This window comes from Enterococcus sp. CR-Ec1, assembly GCF_002850555.1.
In the GTDB taxonomy this organism is placed as follows: Bacteria; Bacillota; Bacilli; order Lactobacillales; family Enterococcaceae; genus Enterococcus_D; species Enterococcus_D entomosocium.
The window spans coordinates 1,470,527-1,491,627 of record NZ_CP025223.1 but is presented as its reverse complement, the minus strand read 5'-3'; the positions used below and the strand labels follow the sequence as shown (position 1 = coordinate 1,491,627).

15 protein-coding genes and 2 pseudogenes are annotated in these 21,101 nt (G+C 40.0%); 1 reads left to right on the top strand and 16 read right to left on the bottom strand.

Features of this window, described 5'->3' with window-relative positions:
* Window positions 1–2: 2 nt before the first annotated feature.
* Window positions 3–1,214 carry a glycoside hydrolase family 28 protein gene (locus CXM95_RS07135; RefSeq protein WP_016621187.1) on the bottom strand — a complete coding sequence of 404 codons (1,212 nt, stop codon included), beginning with the start codon at window positions 1,212–1,214 and terminating at the stop codon, window positions 3–5.
* 166 nt (window positions 1,215–1,380) lie between these two features.
* Between CXM95_RS07135 and CXM95_RS07130 the strand changes: the two genes are divergently transcribed.
* Window positions 1,381–2,364 (top strand): AraC family transcriptional regulator, encoded by a 984-nt coding sequence (locus CXM95_RS07130; RefSeq protein WP_042890401.1) that lies wholly within the window; start codon window positions 1,381–1,383, stop codon window positions 2,362–2,364.
* 76 nt (window positions 2,365–2,440) lie between these two features.
* Here the strand turns inward: CXM95_RS07130 and CXM95_RS07125 are convergent, their stop codons facing one another.
* From CXM95_RS07125 to kduI, 15 genes and pseudogenes are all read right to left on the bottom strand, one after another.
* On the bottom strand, window positions 2,441–5,416 hold the full coding sequence (locus CXM95_RS07125) for an alginate lyase family protein (protein WP_052533185.1): 2,976 nt from the start codon (window positions 5,414–5,416) through the stop codon (window positions 2,441–2,443).
* Window positions 5,417–5,501: 85 nt separating this feature from the next.
* Entirely contained in the window at window positions 5,502–6,011 is a 510-nt protein-coding gene (locus tag CXM95_RS07120; RefSeq protein ID WP_101698937.1) for a hypothetical protein, read from the bottom strand.
* A gap of 76 nt (window positions 6,012–6,087) precedes the next feature.
* Window positions 6,088–7,671, bottom strand: a complete 1,584-nt coding sequence (locus tag CXM95_RS07115) for a glycoside hydrolase family 43 protein (protein WP_086372811.1) — start codon at window positions 7,669–7,671, stop codon at window positions 6,088–6,090.
* Window positions 7,668–8,477 carry a hypothetical protein gene (locus CXM95_RS07110; protein ID WP_016621192.1) on the bottom strand — a complete coding sequence of 270 codons (810 nt, stop codon included), beginning with the start codon at window positions 8,475–8,477 and terminating at the stop codon, window positions 7,668–7,670. The genes CXM95_RS07115 and CXM95_RS07110 overlap by 4 nt, the downstream gene beginning before the upstream one ends.
* 1 nt (window position 8,478) lies before the next feature.
* On the bottom strand, window positions 8,479–10,647 hold the full coding sequence (locus CXM95_RS07105; protein ID WP_016621193.1) for an alpha-galactosidase: 2,169 nt from the start codon (window positions 10,645–10,647) through the stop codon (window positions 8,479–8,481).
* Window positions 10,648–10,659: 12 nt separating this feature from the next.
* Complete coding sequence (locus CXM95_RS07100) at window positions 10,660–11,790, bottom strand: glycoside hydrolase family 88 protein (RefSeq protein WP_016621194.1); 1,131 nt, start codon at window positions 11,788–11,790, stop codon at window positions 10,660–10,662.
* Window positions 11,787–13,565, bottom strand: a complete 1,779-nt coding sequence (locus tag CXM95_RS07095) for a DUF2264 domain-containing protein (protein ID WP_016621195.1) — start codon at window positions 13,563–13,565, stop codon at window positions 11,787–11,789. The genes CXM95_RS07100 and CXM95_RS07095 overlap by 4 nt, the downstream gene beginning before the upstream one ends.
* On the bottom strand, window positions 13,565–13,975 hold the full coding sequence (locus CXM95_RS07090) for a PTS sugar transporter subunit IIA (RefSeq protein ID WP_158297427.1): 411 nt from the start codon (window positions 13,973–13,975) through the stop codon (window positions 13,565–13,567). Before CXM95_RS07090 ends, CXM95_RS07095 begins: the two co-directional genes overlap by 1 nt.
* Before the next feature lie 202 nt (window positions 13,976–14,177).
* Window positions 14,178–14,938, bottom strand: a pseudogene (locus tag CXM95_RS07085) (PTS system mannose/fructose/sorbose family transporter subunit IID).
* Between the two features lie 73 nt (window positions 14,939–15,011).
* A pseudogene (locus CXM95_RS18955) lies at window positions 15,012–15,870 on the bottom strand (PTS mannose/fructose/sorbose/N-acetylgalactosamine transporter subunit IIC).
* Window positions 15,871–15,874: 4 nt separating this feature from the next.
* A complete protein-coding gene (locus CXM95_RS07070; protein ID WP_016621199.1) occupies window positions 15,875–16,363 on the bottom strand; it encodes a PTS system mannose/fructose/N-acetylgalactosamine-transporter subunit IIB in 489 nt (162 codons plus the stop codon).
* A 261-nt stretch (window positions 16,364–16,624) separates the two neighbouring features.
* Entirely contained in the window at window positions 16,625–18,484 is a 1,860-nt protein-coding gene (locus tag CXM95_RS07065) for a PRD domain-containing protein (protein WP_158297426.1), read from the bottom strand.
* Between the two features lie 4 nt (window positions 18,485–18,488).
* Window positions 18,489–19,283 carry a sigma 54-interacting transcriptional regulator gene (locus tag CXM95_RS07060; protein WP_101698932.1) on the bottom strand — a complete coding sequence of 265 codons (795 nt, stop codon included), beginning with the start codon at window positions 19,281–19,283 and terminating at the stop codon, window positions 18,489–18,491.
* 138 nt (window positions 19,284–19,421) lie between these two features.
* The gene (locus tag CXM95_RS07055) at window positions 19,422–20,228 is read right to left on the bottom strand and encodes a gluconate 5-dehydrogenase (protein WP_005229917.1); all 807 of its coding nucleotides are present in this window, start codon (window positions 20,226–20,228) and stop codon (window positions 19,422–19,424) included.
* Window positions 20,229–20,250: 22 nt separating this feature from the next.
* Window positions 20,251–21,093, bottom strand: a complete 843-nt coding sequence (gene kduI, locus CXM95_RS07050; RefSeq protein WP_008381541.1) for a 5-dehydro-4-deoxy-D-glucuronate isomerase — start codon at window positions 21,091–21,093, stop codon at window positions 20,251–20,253.
* Between the last annotated feature and the right edge of the window lie 8 nt (window positions 21,094–21,101).

Genomic DNA, 21,101 nt, shown 5'->3' with positions numbered 1-21,101 from the left:
CTTTAAAAAAAGCTCTGCGTAATAAGTCCTTGCAATTCAATCACCTGGTTTTTCCCAATTTCAATCTTCGTCGGATTCAAAAATTCCACTTGTTGAAGTTCCAGTTGAACACTTTCGTCCACCCGAAGAAAACAAGCTTCCCCTGTATAATCAATCTTGAGATTCTTAAATTGTAATCGGACCTGTTCACCGTTCCCAAAAAAGTTTGATGTCTTGCGAATCCCAGAAATCGAGCAATTCTCTATCAATAACTGGCGCAAAGGTCGATTATTTTGCATTAGTTTCTTTTCGCCATACTCGTAAACAAGAAACTTATCTGCGTCAGCGATTTTACTATCAATTAAGCGAATGTTTTGGGCATCTTTTTGAATCGTATCTGCCTCAATCGCATAGTATTTAAAAATGGCATGGGTATAATACGTATTTTCTGAAAGGTGAGGATAACGCCCTGGACCTTGAAACCTACAGTTTTTAAAGGTAATCGTATCGCCACCGATCCTCATTGCGTTGCAAGCTGTATTTAAAAAACAATCTTCTACCATCAGCTGCTCAATGTCATACCCAGCAAAGCAGTCATCTCCACAAGCTAAATGACAATCACTGACATAAATGTTGGTGGAATGATGTAAATTGAATCCGTCATGCCCCGCTTCGATGGTTACATTGTTTATTTGGACATTTTGACAGCCATCGATCGTATGACTCCAGTTAGCACTATTTTTAAAACAATAACCAGCTAATTGAACCCCCGTGATTTGGGAAAGGATGATCCCCATCGGTCCACGAAAGCCTTCTTCTCCATTTTCGTCGAAAGTATCTTGACCATCGATCAACGATCCAGGTTCCCCGATGATCTTCACATTTTCTTCTTTAAAAGCCGTGATCATGGCATAAAAATAATACTCAGGTAAATGCCAAATTTTTTTGTAGTATTCATCCTGCAAGTAGTTGATCGTACTTGGTACTTGAAAATCACAATAGTCCGCTAAGTTTTGGCTTCCCCTTAAGATTGCCCCAGATTTTAAACGTAAGGTGATATTTGAATAAAGACGTAAAGAGCCAATCAAATAGTCCCCCTCTGGTATGATTACTTCTCCTCCTCCAGCCTTTCGACAAGCATCGATGCATGATTGAATCGCCTTTGTTTGATTTTTTTCTGAATTTGTTGACACCCCGTAATCAGTGATAATAAACGTGTTCCTTTGGTCTTCCATTTTTCATTTCCTCCTGTCCAATAATCATTTTTTTCCACCCAATCATTTCTCAAAAATGAATACAATTCAATTATAATGCGGATCTAATTGTTGAATAACTGAAAAAACGATATAATTGGTGTCAGAAAGTTACCTTTCTAATGTCTTTGCTATGAAGGAGTATCGAATGATCTATCAGATTCATTTAAATCTACCAATTTTCAATTTATGGAGTGGGTTGTTTTCGAACAATAATAATCAAACATGGCGCCACAAAGAAACCCATCATTCCGAAAATTTTGAACTTATCTTGCCAATAAAAAACGATGTTTCCTTGACCATCAACGAAAAAGAGGTATTGATCAAAGAAAACGAATGCTTTTTGATACCGCCATATGCGAAAATCAAAGCTGCTGCTACAATTGAACATGAAGTTCATTTTTACTGGCTACATTTCATTGCTTCTTACCAAACGATTTCTTTAAAAGAGCCTATGTTACAAAAAGGCCTACAGGATCTAGCAACACTAACGATGCCAACAGAGCTAAATAATTTTATCTTTCTCCCACAACGTTTCCAGTTAAAGTATCCCGAACGAATCGTTGTTTTGCTTAATCAATTGCTTACAAACGGAAAAAGACAACAATACACACAACGGGGGAATGATTTTTCTTTAACCTTATTACTGATCGCTCTTTGTGATGATTACCTAAATCAATTGGCACATACCGCGAAAAATCATGTCAAAAAAACTGCATTGATTGCCGAGTGGATTCGGGTCAACCTTACAAGTGAACTCCACTTATCTGATATTGCTAACCATTTTGGCTTGAATCCCAATTATCTTAGCAGGCTGTTCAAAAAGGAACAGGGAATTGGTATCAAAGAGTATATGGTAAACATCAAAATTGATTATGCAAAAACACTTTTAGCAACAACCAATTTATCGGTCAATGAAGTAGCTGATCAAGCTTTCTTTTCCGATGCAAAGCATTTTATGAGGACCTTTAAACAGAAAAATGGCTTAACCCCTTCTGACTATCGAGCAGAAAATGCGCAAACCAACCTAAATTCTAGTCAAATGAATCTTTCCGCCCCGTTACCACAGCAATTAGGCAATGAGGCACTAAAGAAGCTTATCTATCAGATTTTGAAAGAAAATCATCAATAAAAAAACATTTGTCCACCTTTGGTCCGTTTTAACGGAACTTGTTCAAGGTGGATACAAATGTTTTTTGTTCTTTTATTTAGAAATCGTAATAAAAAAGCAATTTTTCTTCTTCTGCAAGTGCATTTGCATCAGTTGTTTGTTTTTGTCCTAAGACGAGTGTCAATTCAGGGTCTTGCTCTTTTGCAACTGCTGAAAGATCGATTTTTATGATTCGATCCTCATAAAACGGAGCGGTCAGAAAAACAAATCCTCGTCCCGTTCCCATGACAGAAAACGTCTCGCTTTCAGTAATTTCTGTTTGATTTGCTTTGATCAACTGATCACCCGCAGCATTTTTTTCATCTGTAATTGACAAGTAACAGTTTGCCGATTGGTTCCACAGTGCAACCTTCCCTCCATCCAGAGGTATTAGTTGGAAAAGATCAGCTTCAACATATTTTTTACTGATTTGTAGAAGACTTTCATCGTTAGTGGATAAATAAGAATTTCGTGTCTCATAAACATACTCGTCGCCTACTTTGGTTAAGGTTCTTTCATACCAAGGTTCTAAGCGTGTTCTTATTCGCAAAGTTAAGCTTGGCGCAGTCTCATAAATCGGGCCATTGTAAAAAGTCAACGTTGAAAAATTCAAATGATCATTATGGATGTACCCTTGGGCGCGCATTGCTGCAGCAGCTTTGCTTGTCCAGGTCGTATCAACGGGACTATCGTGAAAGCGTGCTGCCACTTGTTCATATATTGGACGCAACTCTCCGCGATTGATGCGTTCACTATCTAGCCGGGTCCAATACCCTCGATTCGGGTTTTGGAAAACGTTCATGAGGGGGGTGAATGGTACCTCTTCAAATAAATTGTACTTGGCAGCCCATTCAAAGGCTTTCACTAAGCGATAATCATGTAATGAATAAAGATCGATCCCTTGATTCGCAGCGGCTTCAGCCACAGATGCCAAATAGCTGATCCCTAACTGAGCATGTGCTTGGTCACGTCCACTTTCAACCGATTGCCCCGTATCACTAACATAGACAGCAATCGATCCATTGATATGAATCGACTGATACAGATTGATCGCCCGCTCAACGATCGGTTGACTATCTGTAAAAAGACCAATCGCCATCATCGCATTCATAGCCGCCGTATCCCAGTTGCCGTTTGCTAACATCGGAACCCCTAGATCTTCAATTACTGGATACACAGTATTAATTAGCATTTCTTGTGTTTGGCTGATATCTTCGGCAGTATATCCAGAATAACCACCTTGATAATGCGCAAGTATCTCTGCTGCTTCTATTAATTTCGAACTACTGATCGCAGCGCCCAAAATGCGATCACGGCCATCAATCACCTTTAAGGTTTGCGACCAGCCATTAATGATTTCTGTAGCTTTTTGTGCATAGTCATCCTCTTCTGTGATGACCCATTGTAGGGCTAAAAAGTACGCAGCATTGCTGGCGCTTTCAAATTTGCCGATATTGCCATGACCTTCTGGAGCACCGCGTCCCACTCCTTCTAAAGGCGTATCTATAAATGTCAATGCACTTTGATCATTGGAGACCCCTTGTTTAAGTTTTAAATAATCACTATACCAGGGTTCTTTTTTCTCAGCGATTCGTTGTTTCATCTGATCGAGATGTTCAGTGGTCAGTTGGATACCTGGATGGGTAAAGGATCTAGCTTCACTTACTCCTTTTACCGTATACGTTGCCTGCTGATAAGTAACTTCGATGCTTTCAGGCAAATCCGCTACTGGGAAAACAGCTTGAAAATAGTCGCTTGTTTTCTGAACTTTAGCTGAAACATTTAATTGATAATCATCTGGCAGATCATCACTTGTGATCGGCAACCATCGAACAAACACTTGATTTGCACGTATTTCATGGTCAACAATCAGCGCTCCTGAGAACTCAGTTTCTTCAAAAACAAAGTACGCTGGTCGATTTTGTTGTCGACTAGCAGTTAAGCTTCCTTCCTGCCAATGTAAAAACCAATGAGTAACGGAGGGTTCGTCTCGTAAAGTATCTAGATCTGAAGCGATCGTATAAAGGTTTGACTCAGGATAATAATGAATGGATAACCGTTCATTATCATTGACGGATGCGGCGGTAAAGTTGAATAAAAAGCGTTCGTCTTTCTTTTGATAATAGTTTTTTTGTTCATCTGATTCTGAAAAATAGTTTTGAAAGGTCAGAAATTTACCAGTGGTGGTTGATTGAATTTGAGCTGTCGGTTTTAAAGAACCAGTTATTTTGTGGATCGGTTCTGCCACATACAAAGCAAACGTCTCTGCTTCTTGTTCATTCCCTACTGTGTAAATTGCCCCATTTTCCCTAACGGCAAAGTAACTCCCCGAATCAGTTTTGATTTTCATGTACTTCACTGGTAATGAAGCGTTGGTGAAATAATTACCAATCTTATGTCCCTCTATGGTTTGGGGTACTTCATCAGTTGTCCGTATAATCTTGACATAGGGCGCTCTTGTCGAACGAATTGAAAAAAGTTCGGATGCAGCAATCGATTCATCAAGACTTTTTTCTGTATAAAAGTGGATGGTCACTTCTTGACGATTCGCAGCTTTGGCTTCTTTGATCAAATCAGTGATATCTAACGTAACTACTGCCTCTCCATTTGGCAGCGTGACTTCATACGTTTTCGTATCCTTCAATACGCTAGGCTTGTTGTCGTAAGTGATCGTATCAGAATCCCACTGACTCCCGGCTTGTCCTCCACTAGTCAATTCATTGGAAGCCTCTTGGAAAAACAACTGGTTGCCGCCATGAGTAGTCACCATTTCCAATTGGATCTGTTTGATCGTTTCTATGTCTGTCAAATCACTGATAGCTAATTTCATATAAGCTTCTCTTAATTTTCCTACAATTAATTTTTCTCTGTTTCGTTCTTTCATCACTTCTCCATGTTGACCATTAAAGTTTGAGACAAACGCATCATCAACAATGATGATTTCCTCTCTTTCGCTAGCAAATCCTACTTGAACACTTAAAATACTAAGAAACAGACTACCAAGCAACAAAAACCAAACTTTTGCGATCCCCATTTTCTGCCTCCTTTTTTTAAAAAATAGTCAAAATAATCGACCAACGTTATCAGCTATGTCTTGTCTCTTTTCACAAAAAAGCTATTTATGCTTTTCCAGATCTAAAACGCAATTGTGCTTGTTCTAAATGCCAATCGGCTACATTCAATTCATCTTTACGTCCATCTTTTAGCCTTACAGTCAAGGTGTTTTCTGAAATCGTTGCCGACTCAACTTTGCTTTCTTGATCGTACTGCTCGAGAATCGTTGCAAACTGGGCTGTTCGTCCCTCTTTGCGAATACCAACTACTCGCCGATGATCGGATTCATCTCCTAACGGATAATCGCCACCTATCACAATCTCTAATGATGCTGCATCAACGCCGCTGAGATCGATCGTTATCATTCCAGAAATCGCTTCTGCAATTGGCGTGGCTGGCAAAGCGGATTGGATCACTTGGGTTCCAAATTCGATAGGACCGCCAAAGTAATCTCGGTTCTCATATGGGGATTGTTTGATACCTTCTGTCACTCGTGGCAGTTGATTAATAGGAATTCTCTCCCCTGCGTGGGTCTTGATGACTCCTTCACCCCAAAACACTGCAGGCAAAGGCACGTCTTTTCCACTTCCGTATTCATTCGCAACATAAGTTGTCTTAGTTTCTAAAATGGCTGATTCACTTTACGCCCTCTCACGAATGGCTTTCCGTGTAAGTAAAGAAATCAAAATCTGCGTAGGATCGATGATTATCCATGTCTTGTGCACAGATACCTACCATTGCACCGGTAAAAGCTAGTTTCCCGTTTTCTTTGATAAAATCACTACTTAATTGGGCAGCTGAGACCGGATCACCAATCATTTGCCATGGTTCATCCCCGACAGCATATGAAAACTGTGCCCATTCATGATCCACTTCCACTGCTAAATGAATGGCAAGATTCGGTTGGATAACTAATCGTTCTGAAGCATATTGAAACTGATTGATCGCATCTGTTTCTAATTGGATATATTTTTCTTTGGTTTCCTCATCGTAGGAAACATGCAGGTAATGCCAATTATCTGTATCAAAAAATAAGGTCAAACCTGCTAATTGTTGAAACGACTGTGGTTCAAATTCCATTTTGGTTTCTACGCGAAAGGCAAAATGCTGCCAACGTCTGGCAATCAACGTCTGACGATGCAAACTCGTTATACTTTGTTGACCGTAAAGACGTAAATACCCTTTTCTTTCTGAAAGTGAGCACTGGCTGCCAATTGGCTGTCGAAGACTTTTAAAGTAACTTGGCAAAGTCGGCTCATCAAAATCTGTCCGAGAACTATGGTCTTTTTTTTGAATGACTTCTTTTGCGATACTTGGTTCATCAATCAAACGTTCTGGCGCAGAGGTACCAGTAGCTAAACGAGGCCAGCCATCGATCCATTCTATTTTTTGAAGGGCGGTTTCCCGACCTAATGGACAATAGCCACGCTCCGTCAATGGGCGTGCACAAATGTGAACGATATACCATTCATCAGCCGATACTTGAACAAAAGAAGCATGACCACTTTTTTGTAACGGATTTTTCGGATCATTTTTAGTTGTTAAAAAAGGATGATACGGTGAAAGCTCATATGGACCCATCACCTGTTTTGCTCGACATACTGTCGCAGCGTGACTATAATCGGTTCCACCAGCAGCTGCTAGTAAATAATACCAACCATCTTTTTTTAGGATCTGTGGCCCCTCACAGACCCCCAGATCTGTTCCTTCAAAGAATTTTTTTCTTTCCCCCACCAAAGATTTTGTAGCTAAATCGAATTCCTGCATCACAAGACCAGCAAACCGTTTCTTTTCCAAACGATGGTCAAAAAGCATACTCATTAGATAATGTTTTCCATCATCATCATGAAAAAATGCCGGATCAAATCCACTGGCAGTGACAAAGACAGGTTCACTCCAAGGTCCAGTAATTTCTTTTGCCGACAGCACATAATTCAGTGTGTCTTTGAATGCCGTTCCTGTTTTCACATCAGTGATCAACAACCAAAATTGCCCTTCGGAGTAGCTTAAGTGTGGCGCCCAAATACTACCGGAATTTAGATTGCCTACTAAGCTAACAGTGGTCTCGCCTTGTAACGGCCGAGCAACTAGCGTCCAATTTACTAAATCAGATGAATGATAGATTTCAACACCGGGCATCCATTCAAACGTTGAGGTTGCTAGATAATAATCAGATCCGACTTTGACTACACTGGCGTCAGGATTAAATCCTCTAAGAATTGGATTTTCTATCATTTGCTTTCCTCCTGGTGACATTCAGTGCCATAAATTTCAATTTGTGTTAGCGCTGGAAAGGGTGATTCATCATGATGCTTAATCAATTCCTTTAATAAAATTGAGGAAGTACGGATTTTGGTAAAGCTGAAATATTGACGATCGAGTTGATTCGTTGGTTTCAGGATTTCTTGTTGTCCGTTGGAAAATTCGAGTGTCACTTGCGTCCAGTAACTATCATGAGGATAGTCTCCTCTAAGAACCAAAGCGATTTTGTCGATCTCAACGTTGCGACCAAAATCGATCGTCAATTGCGCATCCGCTTGTTGATTGATACCCCATGATTGATATGGAAAAGACCCGTGGTTCTCGTTGGCGATCATGCCATCGATCGCATTTCTTGCAAAAAATGTCGAATCATTTCTAGTTTCAACATTGGCATAAGCATGAGGATAGGCGCCACTATGATTCTTTTGATCATGGGCATTCACTGCCAAATTTCGATAGGCGTTGATTTCGTATTCTTTTGCTAACCAGGCGTGTAGATAATGGCGTTTTCCTGAAAATAATTTAGGCGAATACGCTCGCCGTAGCGTGTCTTCTGTAATGATTGGAAAAATCCATTCACTTTCTTTCAAATAAACCAGACTTGGTGCAAGTGCCTCATCCACTTGCAGCCAGACGAATAGTGGCGCTTTCGTCGTTGTAAGCATAATTTTCTCACCGGCTTGATAAGTCCGATCTTTAAATGCAAGATAAACTTCTTCTGAGTGGGTATGTTCCTCGATCGTGTGCCCTTCATGATCAATTAGTTTTAGTGTCAGCATATTATGTCTCCTTTATCGGCATAATTTTCCATCTTGTTGCAAAAAAATCTTCCGACGGTTTGGGAATCATTAGTCCGATTTCCATCAACTCAGCGCCGGATCGTACCGTGTCATTGACTTGATATAGTTGGTCATTCTTTAAGGATTTCAGCTTTAAGCGCTTTGGAACTGTGTTTGGTTTATTTAAAATATTGATATGAGTAACGATCACTTCACTCGTCATTAAGTTCTGTTTTTGCCATGCGTATTCATTTTGTGAATCATAGACAGCGAGTCTCGTCTGTTGACCAAATTGGAGTGTTTGCCTTTCTAGCTTGTACTGCTTGATCTGCTGTGCCAAACAATCTTTTTCTGCTTCAGATAATGCTAAAAGATTCAATTCATATCCAAAATTGCCTTGTTGAGCCACAAGTGCTCGTGTGTGAAGGGAGGTCACTCTGCCTACTTGGTGATTCGGCGATGCTGTGACATGGCAGCCCATCGTGCTGGGCGGATAAAGCAGTGAGGTCCCTTTTTGGATTTCTAATCTTGCGATGGCATCAGAGTCATCACTTGTCCAGATTTGAGGCGTGTAATATAGCATGCCCGGATCAAAACGACCGCCACCTCCAGCACAGCTTTCTATCAAAACATTAGGAAATCGCTTAGTGATCGTTTCTAAGACATGATATAAGCCTAAAATATAGCGATGAGAAAATTCTTGCTGATGTTCTTTTTTCAATCCACTAGAAAAGCTGTCAGTGATATTGCGATTCATATCCCATTTCAAATAATTGATCTCATGGGTGTCTAACAACCAGGTTATCTGTTCAATCAAATATTTTTTGACTTCATTTAAAGACAAGTCTAAAACATACTGATATCGGACTTGCTGTGGTCGACGATTTGGTACACGTACGATCCATTCGGGATGCTGCTGGTAGAGAAGGCTTTTTTTCGATACCATCTCTGGTTCGATCCATAAACCGAAATCGAGTCCTAGCTCTTTGATGGCCGAAATCAGTTGTTGCAAACTGCCCCCCAATTTTTCTTGATTTGGTGTCCAGTCACCTAACGACGTTCGTTCATTTTCTCGCTTACCAAACCAACCATCATCTAAAACAAAGCATTCGATACCGATTTTAGCGCCCTCATTAGCTAATCGCAAAATGCGTTCTTGATCAAAGTCAAAATAGGTTGCCTCCCAATTATTCAATAAAATCGGACGCTCTTTGTTTTTAAAAGCACGAGGTACGACACAGTCCTCATAAAAAGCATGAAATTTCTGACTCATTTGATTCAAACCATCTGCATACAAGAAAATCGCTTCTGGCGTATCAAATGATTCACTCGGAGCTAATGTCCAACTAAAGTCGAAAGGATTGATCCCGATTTGCATCCGGGTGTTTTGATGCATGTCGACCTCGGCGCTTGCAACAAAATTCCCACTGTACATTAATTGACAAGCGATGACCGCACCAGCTGCTTCTGTGGTATCTGGGGAAACTAACGCTATAAAAGGATTTTGTCCATGACCACTCGCCCCACGTTTACTATCGATTCCCTGCAGCCCCTGGACAAGTTTGCGTCTTGAAAGATGCATTTCTCTACCCCAAGCCCCTGATAAAAGTAATAACTCAAAATCATCCGTTAAAAAGTCAAGATTGAGAGACATCGCTTTGGTCAATACGACCTCCTGATCTGAAGGATTACTAAAGGTGACCGATTGTGTAAAGACATCTTGCTCCTGAAACGCAGTGATCTTTAGGTGGAGACTCACTCCTGTATAACGATCGCTTAATTCAATAATTAGATAATCAAGCCTTTCAGTATTTGCGTAAGGCAATCCATTAAGCGGCTGTTTGATTTTACTAAATGAATGATCAACGTATCTAAAATCCGAAAGACGGCTGCCGTCAACGTAAATTTCTTGATGAGCTGGACTTCTTAGATCAGAATTGCCAAATGCAGGATAGCCTACAGGTAGCTGTTCCAGCTTAAAGTTTTCAATACTGTCGGTATCAGCCAGATAGCTTGCCCTTGGAATCTCCATGATCACATAGGATAGATCACTTTTAGGTAGTTTTTTTCCAAAATAAGCCAAAGTTAGATAGCCATTCTCTGTAACTATAAAGCTGAGTTGGCTGTGCTTTGTTGTAAGCGTGATCGTTTCTTTGCCTGAACAGTTCATTGGTCGCTCCTTTTACCAAATCAAAAAATCTTTATCTAGCAAGCGTAAAATCGCTTCGACAAAATAATAATCACTGTAAATGATCGGCACTTCTGACCACGGTTCATCGTGATAACTGCCTGTTGCGCAATCAATCAAACCGTCTTTTTCCTCATCCCAAATCGCATAGTTGGCCTCTGTCGCTTTTAAAATATTGATCGCCGCATCTGTGTAAAGATCTTTTTCTAAATCGTCTACGTGTTTTGCGATTTCCAATAGGCCACAGGCAGCACATAATCCAGCAGAAGTATCGATCATCACGGGATTTTTAGGTGAACGAAAATCAACAACTGGTACCCAGTCTGTTTTCGAGACTTCCGCAATAAAATAGTGAGCAACTTTTTTGGCTGTTTCTAAATATTCCTTTTTCCCCGTATGCAGATAACTTAATGCAAATCCATAGATTGCCCACGATTGGCCACGAGACCAAGCAGAACCTGAGGCATAGCCTTGTCCGGCTGGTGTTTCAACTAGTTCACCGTTTGTTGGATCAAATACACCGATATGATTGACTGAACCATCTGGTCGAACGATGTGATTCATTACTTTGTCGGCATGGTCTTCTGCCATATAACGAAAACGTGGATCACCGATTGCTTCTTCTGCCCAATACAACAAGGGAATATTTAGCATCGAATCAATAATGACCCAACCGGAACGATCGCGATTCCAAGAGCGAATAAAACCTCCTCTTGGATTGTAGCGACCCGCTAATAGATGTGCAGCATGTAATCCTCTTGCTTTTGAACGCTCATTTTCCGTCAAACGGTAATTAGCGACCGCTGTATGCAGCCACATAAACCCAACATCATGATGCAGTCCGGTGTATTGATCGAAAGCTTTATCCAACCGAACTTCATTTATTTCTGCTGTTTCTTTATAGGCTGTTTTCCCAGTTGCGTGATACATCTGCCACAACATCCCAGCCCAAAACCCATTGGTCCACCACACGGGATCTGTTACACCTTTATCTTCTTCATATAAACCTGTCATCTCATTAGGAATGTACGGGATTTTTTCCCCCACCCGCGCTACTTGTACTTCTAATTTGTGGTCGATTTTTTCAAAAATTTTTAGTGCCCATTGTTTGATTTCATCATTCATTTCGCAAATCGCTCCTTTTTAATTGTTAAATCAACGTTTCCCCTAAGTTGAAACGCATTATTCGTTTCATGAAAAGTAACTTTTGGAAGCAGCTGCTTGGTTTTTTGACCAATGATATGCGCAACCAAAACAGTCCGCCCAGCTTCGATCACAGTCGTTAACGTCGGAACTGCATTTTTTTCACTAGAATAAATATTGGTGTTAGGTCCTTGAGGAATCACTCTGGCAGTTCGCACATCACCAAGATTACGAATGATCGATTCCCCTTGTTCGTTTTCAATAGCGCAAGAATTCTCCTGAATGATCGCCTGATTGTATTTGCGGTTCCAATTTGCCAAAGGAAAACCACCTTCAACCACTTCCAACGGTTGGTTTGTATGAATCTCATGGATGCGGATATGATTGGCAGCATCGATTGGAACCAAATACGTCGTGATCGAAACCTCTTGCCAGACATGCCAAAAACTAACCCCATAGGAATCATACATCTTTGTTTTTTCAATTTTCCCACGGGTCATATACTGCTGATGACCGGGTATTGAAACTGCTAACGTCGAATCGATTGCAAATTGCTCGATTCCTTGGATATCCCGCGTGACATTAAAGCCAAAATAGCTTGAATAAGCAAACTTGCTGTACTTTTCAAAATGATGGTACAAAAGTGGATTATTGCTACATTGCAAACTACTTAACGCGGTTGTCTGATGTAAGTCGTGATTGATATGAAATCCAGCATGTGCTTGAACAGTTTTATCTCTTCGTTGGATGTTCATGGCGCTGATCGCCTGCCAAAACTCATGCTCTTCAGGGAGTGCGAGCACAACAAAGGTTTTAAATGCCCACATAGGTGACCCGGGGGCATTGTAATCTTCCGATAATAATTGCTGATTGTATCCATATCCGATCGAGAGGTTTTGTTCTTTAGGTAAAACGATAGGTCTTTTTTGCCAATCAGAAATATTTTTTTCCATTAGTCCTTTTATTTCGGACACAGACAAACTCGTTTCTCGATAGGCCTCTGTAAGCAAAAGCGCACTCCAAAACGAACAATGTGCAAAACGATAGGTCAAACTACGACCAAAAGGAATCGATCGACCCTCTGCGTCAAACCAGTGTTTAAACGATTCTGCAAAAATGATGGCTCGCTTTTTGTAGCGCGTTTTGATCTCTTCAGGAAAGCAATAATCGATCAGTAACCCATAAAAGTGAAAAGCAAAAGCAACATAATAATCTCTTTGGCGATTGACCCCATCTGAGTACCATCCTTCACCTAAATAACATTCTTCAATTATTGCCAATGCTTCCTCTATTTTTTCTTGAGAATAAGGACTATTATTTTTCTTCAACCCAAGATTGACCAATAGCAAAAAGAAAAACCAATTGCCCTTGGGCAGATCAATCTCGTTGATTTGATATAACCATGCGAGGAGTTCTTTTTTACCTTTGTTCGAAAATAGTTGAAAGAAGGAGGATGGATAACGACCCAATATAAAACCTAATACACCTAATTCCACTGCAATCTGGCGATTTTCTGTTGAGAGTTTAGGCAAATTTCCTTCTTCGACACAATCAATAAAATCTTGGACAGTGTCGAATGTCTTGAGCTTCTGAGGTTGGTCACCATACGCTGGGAAAATCCCCCAAAAACTCCTCATTATTGCTTCAAACGATCGAATTTCTTTGGTATAGCTGCTACCGCTTTGTGCCAGATATGAGTGATCGTTGGGCAACATCCTTTCCATCCACATCTGCAAGTCTTTTTTAGAAATCATCATTAAAAGAAATCCTCGATTGATTCTTTGATAGAAGGACGTAAGTTTTGAACAGTCATCCCCTTGCGCACCTCTTCAATAATTGCTGCGATCTGCTGTTCTGATGTGCTTTGACTAACTATAATTTCCATAGCAAGAGGGAGATTCATACCGGTAACTAATACGACGTTCGGTTGCTGGGTCAAACGCATGGCTGAATTACAAACACTGCCACCAGCAATATCACCTAGAATAACAACTTGTGTTTCCTCATCGATCAGCGCTTCGATTTGATTGGTGATCAAATCTGGATGGCCTCCTGGCATCAGTCCAAAGGCATATAAATTTTCCTGAGTGCCGATAATCATTTCTAATGCTTTTTTCAAGCCATTGGCTAATTCGTTATGTGAGATCAAAAAATATTTTTTCTTCACTTTGTTCACTCCTTGTTCGATTTTGCTATTCGCTTAGTTATAAGCAATATGTATGCCAACTTTCTGTCGAAAGTGGCGAACTGTTTGTTTTTCCTTTTCGAAAATGATGCCTGCAACTGTCTCGAACGAGGACCAAACGTATTTATGTCGATCAAAAGCTAAGAGAACTTCTCTGAATCAACCAGAAAAGTTCTCTATCAACTTATCCTGCAATACCTAGAATCGTCAAAACGACTGATGCTAAAAACATCACGACTAATGCTAAAACAGGACGATTGTGTTTACGCAAGTAGGCAAAGCAACCCATAGTGATCGCTAACGGTAATAAACCTGGCATGATCGAGTCAAACACATTTTGCAGGTTGAAGGTCGTTCCTGACAATTCTGCAACAAAAGTTGTTCTAAACGTTACAAATTGAGCCGTCATTGCTCCCGTCATGATCAATCCTAACACTGCAGAACCTTTTGTAATTGCCGCAAAGGTACCTGATTTGAGTGCCTCTGAGATGAACTGACGCCTGCTTTATAGCCTAACACCGTTGTAAACCAACGAATCAGCATGTTTGGTACATTTACGACTAATAAGAACAAGATCGGTCCTAAAATGTTTCCTTGTTCACTGAGCCCTAATGCGATCCCGGTTGCAATGACTCGTAAGACAGAAAGATAAATCGCATCACCGATTCCAGCTAATGGACCCATCAAAGAAGTTTTTAATGCAGAGATCGAAGTAGCATCAAAAAACTCTCCTTTGTCTTTCATTGCCTTATTCTCTTCTTCCATCGATAACCCTAAAGCAGAGATAAAGCCATTCATTGCAGGTGTGGTGTTATAGAAATCCAAATTACGATTCATTGCTTCATAAAACTCATCGGTATCTTTTCCATATACTTTTTGTAAAAAAGGTGCCATTAACCACCCATAGGTAATTCCTTGTTGCTTTGTATAACTTGTACAAAACATTAAATATTGGTTTCTCCAGAACATTTTCGAAACGATTTTTCGTTCTTCTTTGTTTAATTTAAGCATATCATTTTTAGTCATTGAAAAAGTCATCTCCTTCGTCTTCACTTGCGGTCGATACAGTTGGACCACTGCTGACAGCTGGATTCTTCGCTGCTCTCAACTCTGCCATCACAACTAATGCTGCAACGATAAATCCGATAAATGCAATCTGTACTAAAGACAAGATACTACTTGATTGGGTTGTGATCACACCATCTTTGACTTCGGTCGCACGTTGATAGAAAAAGAATGCACCTAAAGCAAATCCTAAAAAGTAATAGGGAGCCAAAGATTTTTGCCATAGCATTTTTAGTAGCAGAGCAAGACCAATTGCTGGTAACATGGTTGAAGCGACGGTCATAGAACTTTGAACCCACTCGGGTAACCAGTCAACAAACGTTTTTACTGCATCGGCACAAAAGGATAACGACAAAACCTAATAAGAAATAGCACAGTTCAAATCCCCAAAACTGAATATGCCATAACCGGCTGAATGCTCGATAATTGTGATCCTTAATATGTTTTTCAAATCGAGGAACTAATGAAGTGACAACCATCTTCATAACGGAATATAGCAAGGTACCTAACATGGAGATCGGTACAGCTAGTGCGATCGCTACATTTAAATCCGAACCAACGATCATGGCAAATGCAGCACCAAAAATGGATCCTAAAGTAATATCCGAAGGCATAACGCCTCCTAAACTAACATTTCCTAAGAAAATCAATTCCAGCTGAGCACCCATAATAATTCCTTCGGTCGGATGACCGAGAAGCATTCCTAATAAGGCAACGATAAAAATAGGTCTAGCTAGCTGAGTGGACCCCCACCAATCCAAAAATTTTGCTAAAGCGACGACAAATCCAACGATTAACGCATTGACTAACATAAGTTTAACCTCCTATTAATGATTTCAAAGATTGTGGGGTATCATCTGGTAACGGTTGATAGCTAAAATCATACCCAGCATCAAAGATCTCTTTCAGTGTTTCTTTGTCTTCTTCTGATAAATAGACAGTCTCTGTGATTTTTTCTTTGTCTGACAGACTACCGCCGATCCGTCCATAATTTGCCATATTCAACATTGGTTTCTCTTTAAGTTTTGGCACAAGACCAGCGACATATTTCGGTTCATTTGTAACAACTAAGATTTTTAATTGTTCCGAGCGTGGATCATTCAAAATAGCAATCGCTTTTTCTAATGAGAGCACTGCAACTTTCACCCCTGAAGGCCCTGCCATTTTTAACGCACTTACTTGAATTTCGTTTTGTGCGATACTATCACTAACGACGACGATGCGACTAATCCCCAACTCCTTCGACCATTTCACAGCTACTTGACCATGCACAAGACGGTCATCGATTCTTATCATTGAGATCATATTGTTTCCTCCATTTTTTGTTTTGTCGTATTACTAACAAGCAATTTCTGTGCCAAGTTTCTGGCGATAACAAATATTTCGCTCATCTTCTCACAAGAATAAATAAAAACGCTATCATAAAAGGCTTTCTATTTACTGATATAAAAAATTGTTCCTAGTTTAAAAACAAAAAAAATCCATTCTTTCCAGCAAAAAAAGTGAAAACGAAACACTTGATCATCTGTCGGAATGGATTGTTTTAGTGTCGAAGAAGAATTTTTATCAGTCGAAAATAATCTCACAGAGATAATTTAGCTCGTATTCGCTGATTTTGATATTGTAAGCCACCTCTAAGCCCTCTAATGCTTTGGCGATAGTTGCTTTTTCTTCCATAAACTTGCTCGGATCTCCTTGATAAATTGGGACTTCTTGATTTCGGATCAGACGTTCTACTAAGCTTGCGATATGTACATATAATATCGCTTTTTTACTGTTGGATAATTGAAGCTGTAAGTACCGCTCCAAACTAACAAATCCTTGGTCAATATAGGAAATGACTTTATTGACATCTAAGATCGTCACCGCCGAAAGCAGCCGTTCGATCGATAGATTTCGCACAAGATTGTCATTGATCGCTTTACGAATGGCCGGATCTTTGACAAGAACAAAAATATCATCAATGATTTCTTGTCCTTTACCAGAAATCAAGTCTTCTAAAGCGATGTATGGGACACCATCAATTTCTGGATCAGCTGTTCCCACGATTCCTTGCACATCATATTGTTGAAATAGACCATTCTTCTTTCCATACTTTTTCAAGTAATGGTAATCTACCGCTTCGATCTCAAACTTCGTTTCTTCAGGGATACTCGCTTTCAAAAATGATTGCAGCTGCTGTGCTGTTCCAAGACCAGTCTGACAAACAGTGATCAGCAGTGGCTGCTTTTGCTTTCTCGGATAAGTAACTTTGTATTCGATCGAGAGACCTTCCTTGATTTTATCGCCAATAATCTTAAGGTCGTAATTATTTTGCATCATTTCACCCACGAATAATGCTTGCTGTGTCGTGACGTTATTGATAATCAATAATGGCCCATCTAACAATGGTTCTAACGTATCTGCTAAGAACATAAGTGAACCCATGTCCGCTAAAACGATCAATCCTTTTGAGCAATCATTGGCTTTTATATAATGCGTCATAAATTCTTTGACTTTATCCACGCTGACATTAAAAGGCATATCAAAGGCATCAAAAATGTGTTCCTTCATAAAACGATTCACGACATCAGCGATACTGCTAGCAGTGGAAAATCCGTGGGCCAAAATGACGCCTCGGATCGCGTCTTGTTGACTTTCTAAACCTAATCCTTTGAAGTAAAAAGCCAGTAAGATTTTCTCCATTCTCATCAAAGTAACATCAAGCTTTGTCTCTACTAATTCCAATAAAGAATTGAGGAGCTTTGATTCCATCAATAAATGCACATTCATAAACGATTCGATCGAATCAATGGTCTTTTCGTCAATTTTGGGAATATTGAAAATAAAATTATTCCGTTTATACAAATAACTTGTCAGGGCGATAATCGAGTTGCCACGAATTTTAATAAAAAAACTAGCTTCTAAGAAATTTACTAGTTCCTTGACTGTATTACGCAATAACTTCAAGGTTGGTTTTTCTTCTGCATCCTCGTAAACCAACATCTCCACGACTGTGCTGGCTTCTCTAGAAAGCTGTTTGACTAAATAATCTTCAGTGATTCCACCGCTTTCATATTGCTGAAACAATTTCTCAAAAACTTTAAAGATTGCATGAATGATCGTACTATCCGCTGTTTCTAGGTGCACGAAATCACCGGCTTGGCTTTGGGGTGTGATGTGGATATCTTTGTTTTCTAGATTATCGATTTCTTTCAAAGAAAGAAATCGAGACAACAAACTATTTTCGATTGACTCGGAATTGATCAAAACATAGGGGTGATTTTTTTGACGACTATACGCATTTGCACAGATGATCTTGATCAAGTTTTTCAATTCACCGACATTGTCGCGATAATTTAAATACAACAACCGATTCAAGACCCATGACGTAATGACGATTTCTTTTGCAAATTTTTGACTTTCATGAATCAAAAACGTATACATATATTCAGAAATTTCTTTTTTTGTCCGTTGTTGCAAAAATCAAACGGACCTGCGCTTTTCTGGTATTATTACTTTCACCTATTCTCGAAAAGGTTTGATTATCCATAAAGGTAAATAATTTCTCTTGGCTTTCTGCTGGTAAACGATGGCATTCATCTAAAAATAAGATTCCCCCGTCAGCAGCTTCCAAAAGGCCTACTTGTTCTTCGTTTGCTCCAGTGAATGCACCTTTTTTATAGCCAAATAAGATACTACTCAATAACTCTTGATTATGATAGTACTGCGCACAATTTAATTCTAAAAAGGGGGCAGTTTCTCCAATGAGCTTTTTTTCAACGCAAAATTCATGCATCTTTTTTGCGAGTAAACTCTTACCAACACCGGTTTCTCCATGAAGCATGATTGGCAGTCCTGTGTCGGGATAAAATGAGGCAGCTTTGATTTGATCAATCACTCGCTGCAAACTTGAACGATTTCCGATCAATGTCGAAAAAACATCATTTCCCTGCTCTTGATTTTTTGTTTCATTTAGAAGCTCTTCATAGGTATCGTAGACGGTCTGTTTTGGTGTAAAAAAGCGTTCAGAAAAAACTGTTTTGTCATAAAAGATTGCCGGTCTACTACGAATCTTAAGGACCCGTTCTTCTTTTACTAATTCGTTCAAGTATTGGCTCGTGGTATTTCTTTGAATACCGACTTTTTCGGAAATCCCTTCTGTCGTTAAGGTCTCACTTGGTGCAATTTTTTCAACTTGATTCGTATGCTCCTTCAAAACAGTCAAAACTCTTTCTTTTGACATCTTTTCCCCTCTATTCAAAACTTTTTACAATAGTCTTTATTCTTCTTTGCTACGTGTTCTATTATCTTCTTGTAGCCCTTACAGTCTACAACAAAGGAGACAGCAATTCAAAAAGAATTCTGCCTCCTTACGATTGTTTTATTCAGGTTGTTTCCCGATATACGCCAAGATACCGCCGTCTACATATAAGACATGGCCATTGACAAAGTTTGATGCCTCAGAAGCTAAGAAAACAGTTGGTCCTGCTAAATCTTCTGGCTCACCCCAACGGGCAGCAGGTGTTTTCGCTACGATAAATTGATCAAAGGGGTGACGAGAACCGTCTGGTTGGATCTCTCGTAATGGTGCAGTTTGCGGTGTTGCAATATAACCAGGTCCGATCCCATTACATTGGATGTTTGCTGAACCAAATTCGGCACAAATGTTTTTCGTCAACATTTTCAAGCCGCCTTTAGCCGCTGCGTATCCAGCTACCGTTTCTCTTCCCAATTCACTCATCATTGAGCAAATGTTGATGATTTTTCCATGTCCTTTTTTGATCATTGACGGTAAGACTGCTTTTGAAACGATAAATGGAGCGTTCAAGTCCACGTCAACGACTTGGCGGAAGTCTTCAGCAGACATCTCCAACATCGGGATTCGTTTGATGATCCCAGCATTATTGACTAAGATATCGATCACGCCAACTTCTTCTTCGATCTGCTTGACCATTTCGTTGACTGCTTTTTCATCCGTTACATCACAGACATAGCCGTGGGCTTCGATCCCTGCTTCACGATAGTTTGCTAATCCTTTATCCACTGATTCTTGATCCAAGTTGTTAAAAACGATCGTTGCTCCTGCTGCTGCTAATGAACGAGCGATCGTAAAACCGATCCCATAGACAGCTCCTGTCACTAAGGCTATCTTACCATCTAAACGAAATTGATCCATTGAAAAATCCATAATTGATAAACCCTCTTTCTTTTTATTTTAAGTCGTCCATTGCCACCATATCCATGTCGGTATAGGTGATATTTTCGCCACACATTGCCCAGATAAAGGAGTAGTTACTTGTTCCAACACCCGAATGGATCGACCAGCTTGGAGAAATAACGGCTTGTTCTCCACTAACGACTAAATGCTTCGTTTCATCTGGTTTGCCCATCATATGGAACACTTTTGTGTCTTCGTTGGCAAAATCAAAATACACATATGCTTCCATCCGACGTTCATGGGTATGACTTGGCATCGTATTCCAAGCACTGCCTGGTTCTAAGATCGTATACCCCATTTGTAATTGACAGCTTTCGCAAACGTTTGGGTGAATATATTGATAAATTTTCCGTTCATTTAATGTCAAGCCTTCGCCAGTCTCCATTGGTGTGACTTGATCGATACTGATTTTTACATTTGGGTATTTCTTATGTGCTGGCACGCAAGATAGATAGAATTTCGCTGGATTTGCTGGATCATCTGAGTGGAACAAAACTTGTTTGGTTTCCTTGCCGATATAGTAACCGTCTTGTTTTTTCATTGGTTCTTTTTGGCCATCGATCGTGATCGCACCAGGTCCTCCAATATTGATGACGCCTAATTCGCGACGTTCTAAGAAGTATTCCACCCCTAATTCGCTGCTTAATTGCACTTCTAACGCTTCTTCTGTCGGTGTCACTCCGCCAAAGATCATCCGATCATTGTGGGTATAGGTCAGCATGATTTGTCCTGGTGTGAAAATTTTCTCTACCAAAAATTCTCTGCGTAATTCCTCGGTACTATAGTGACGAATATCAAGTGGACTATGGGTATAGCGTGTTTCCATGTGTTGCATGTTTTATT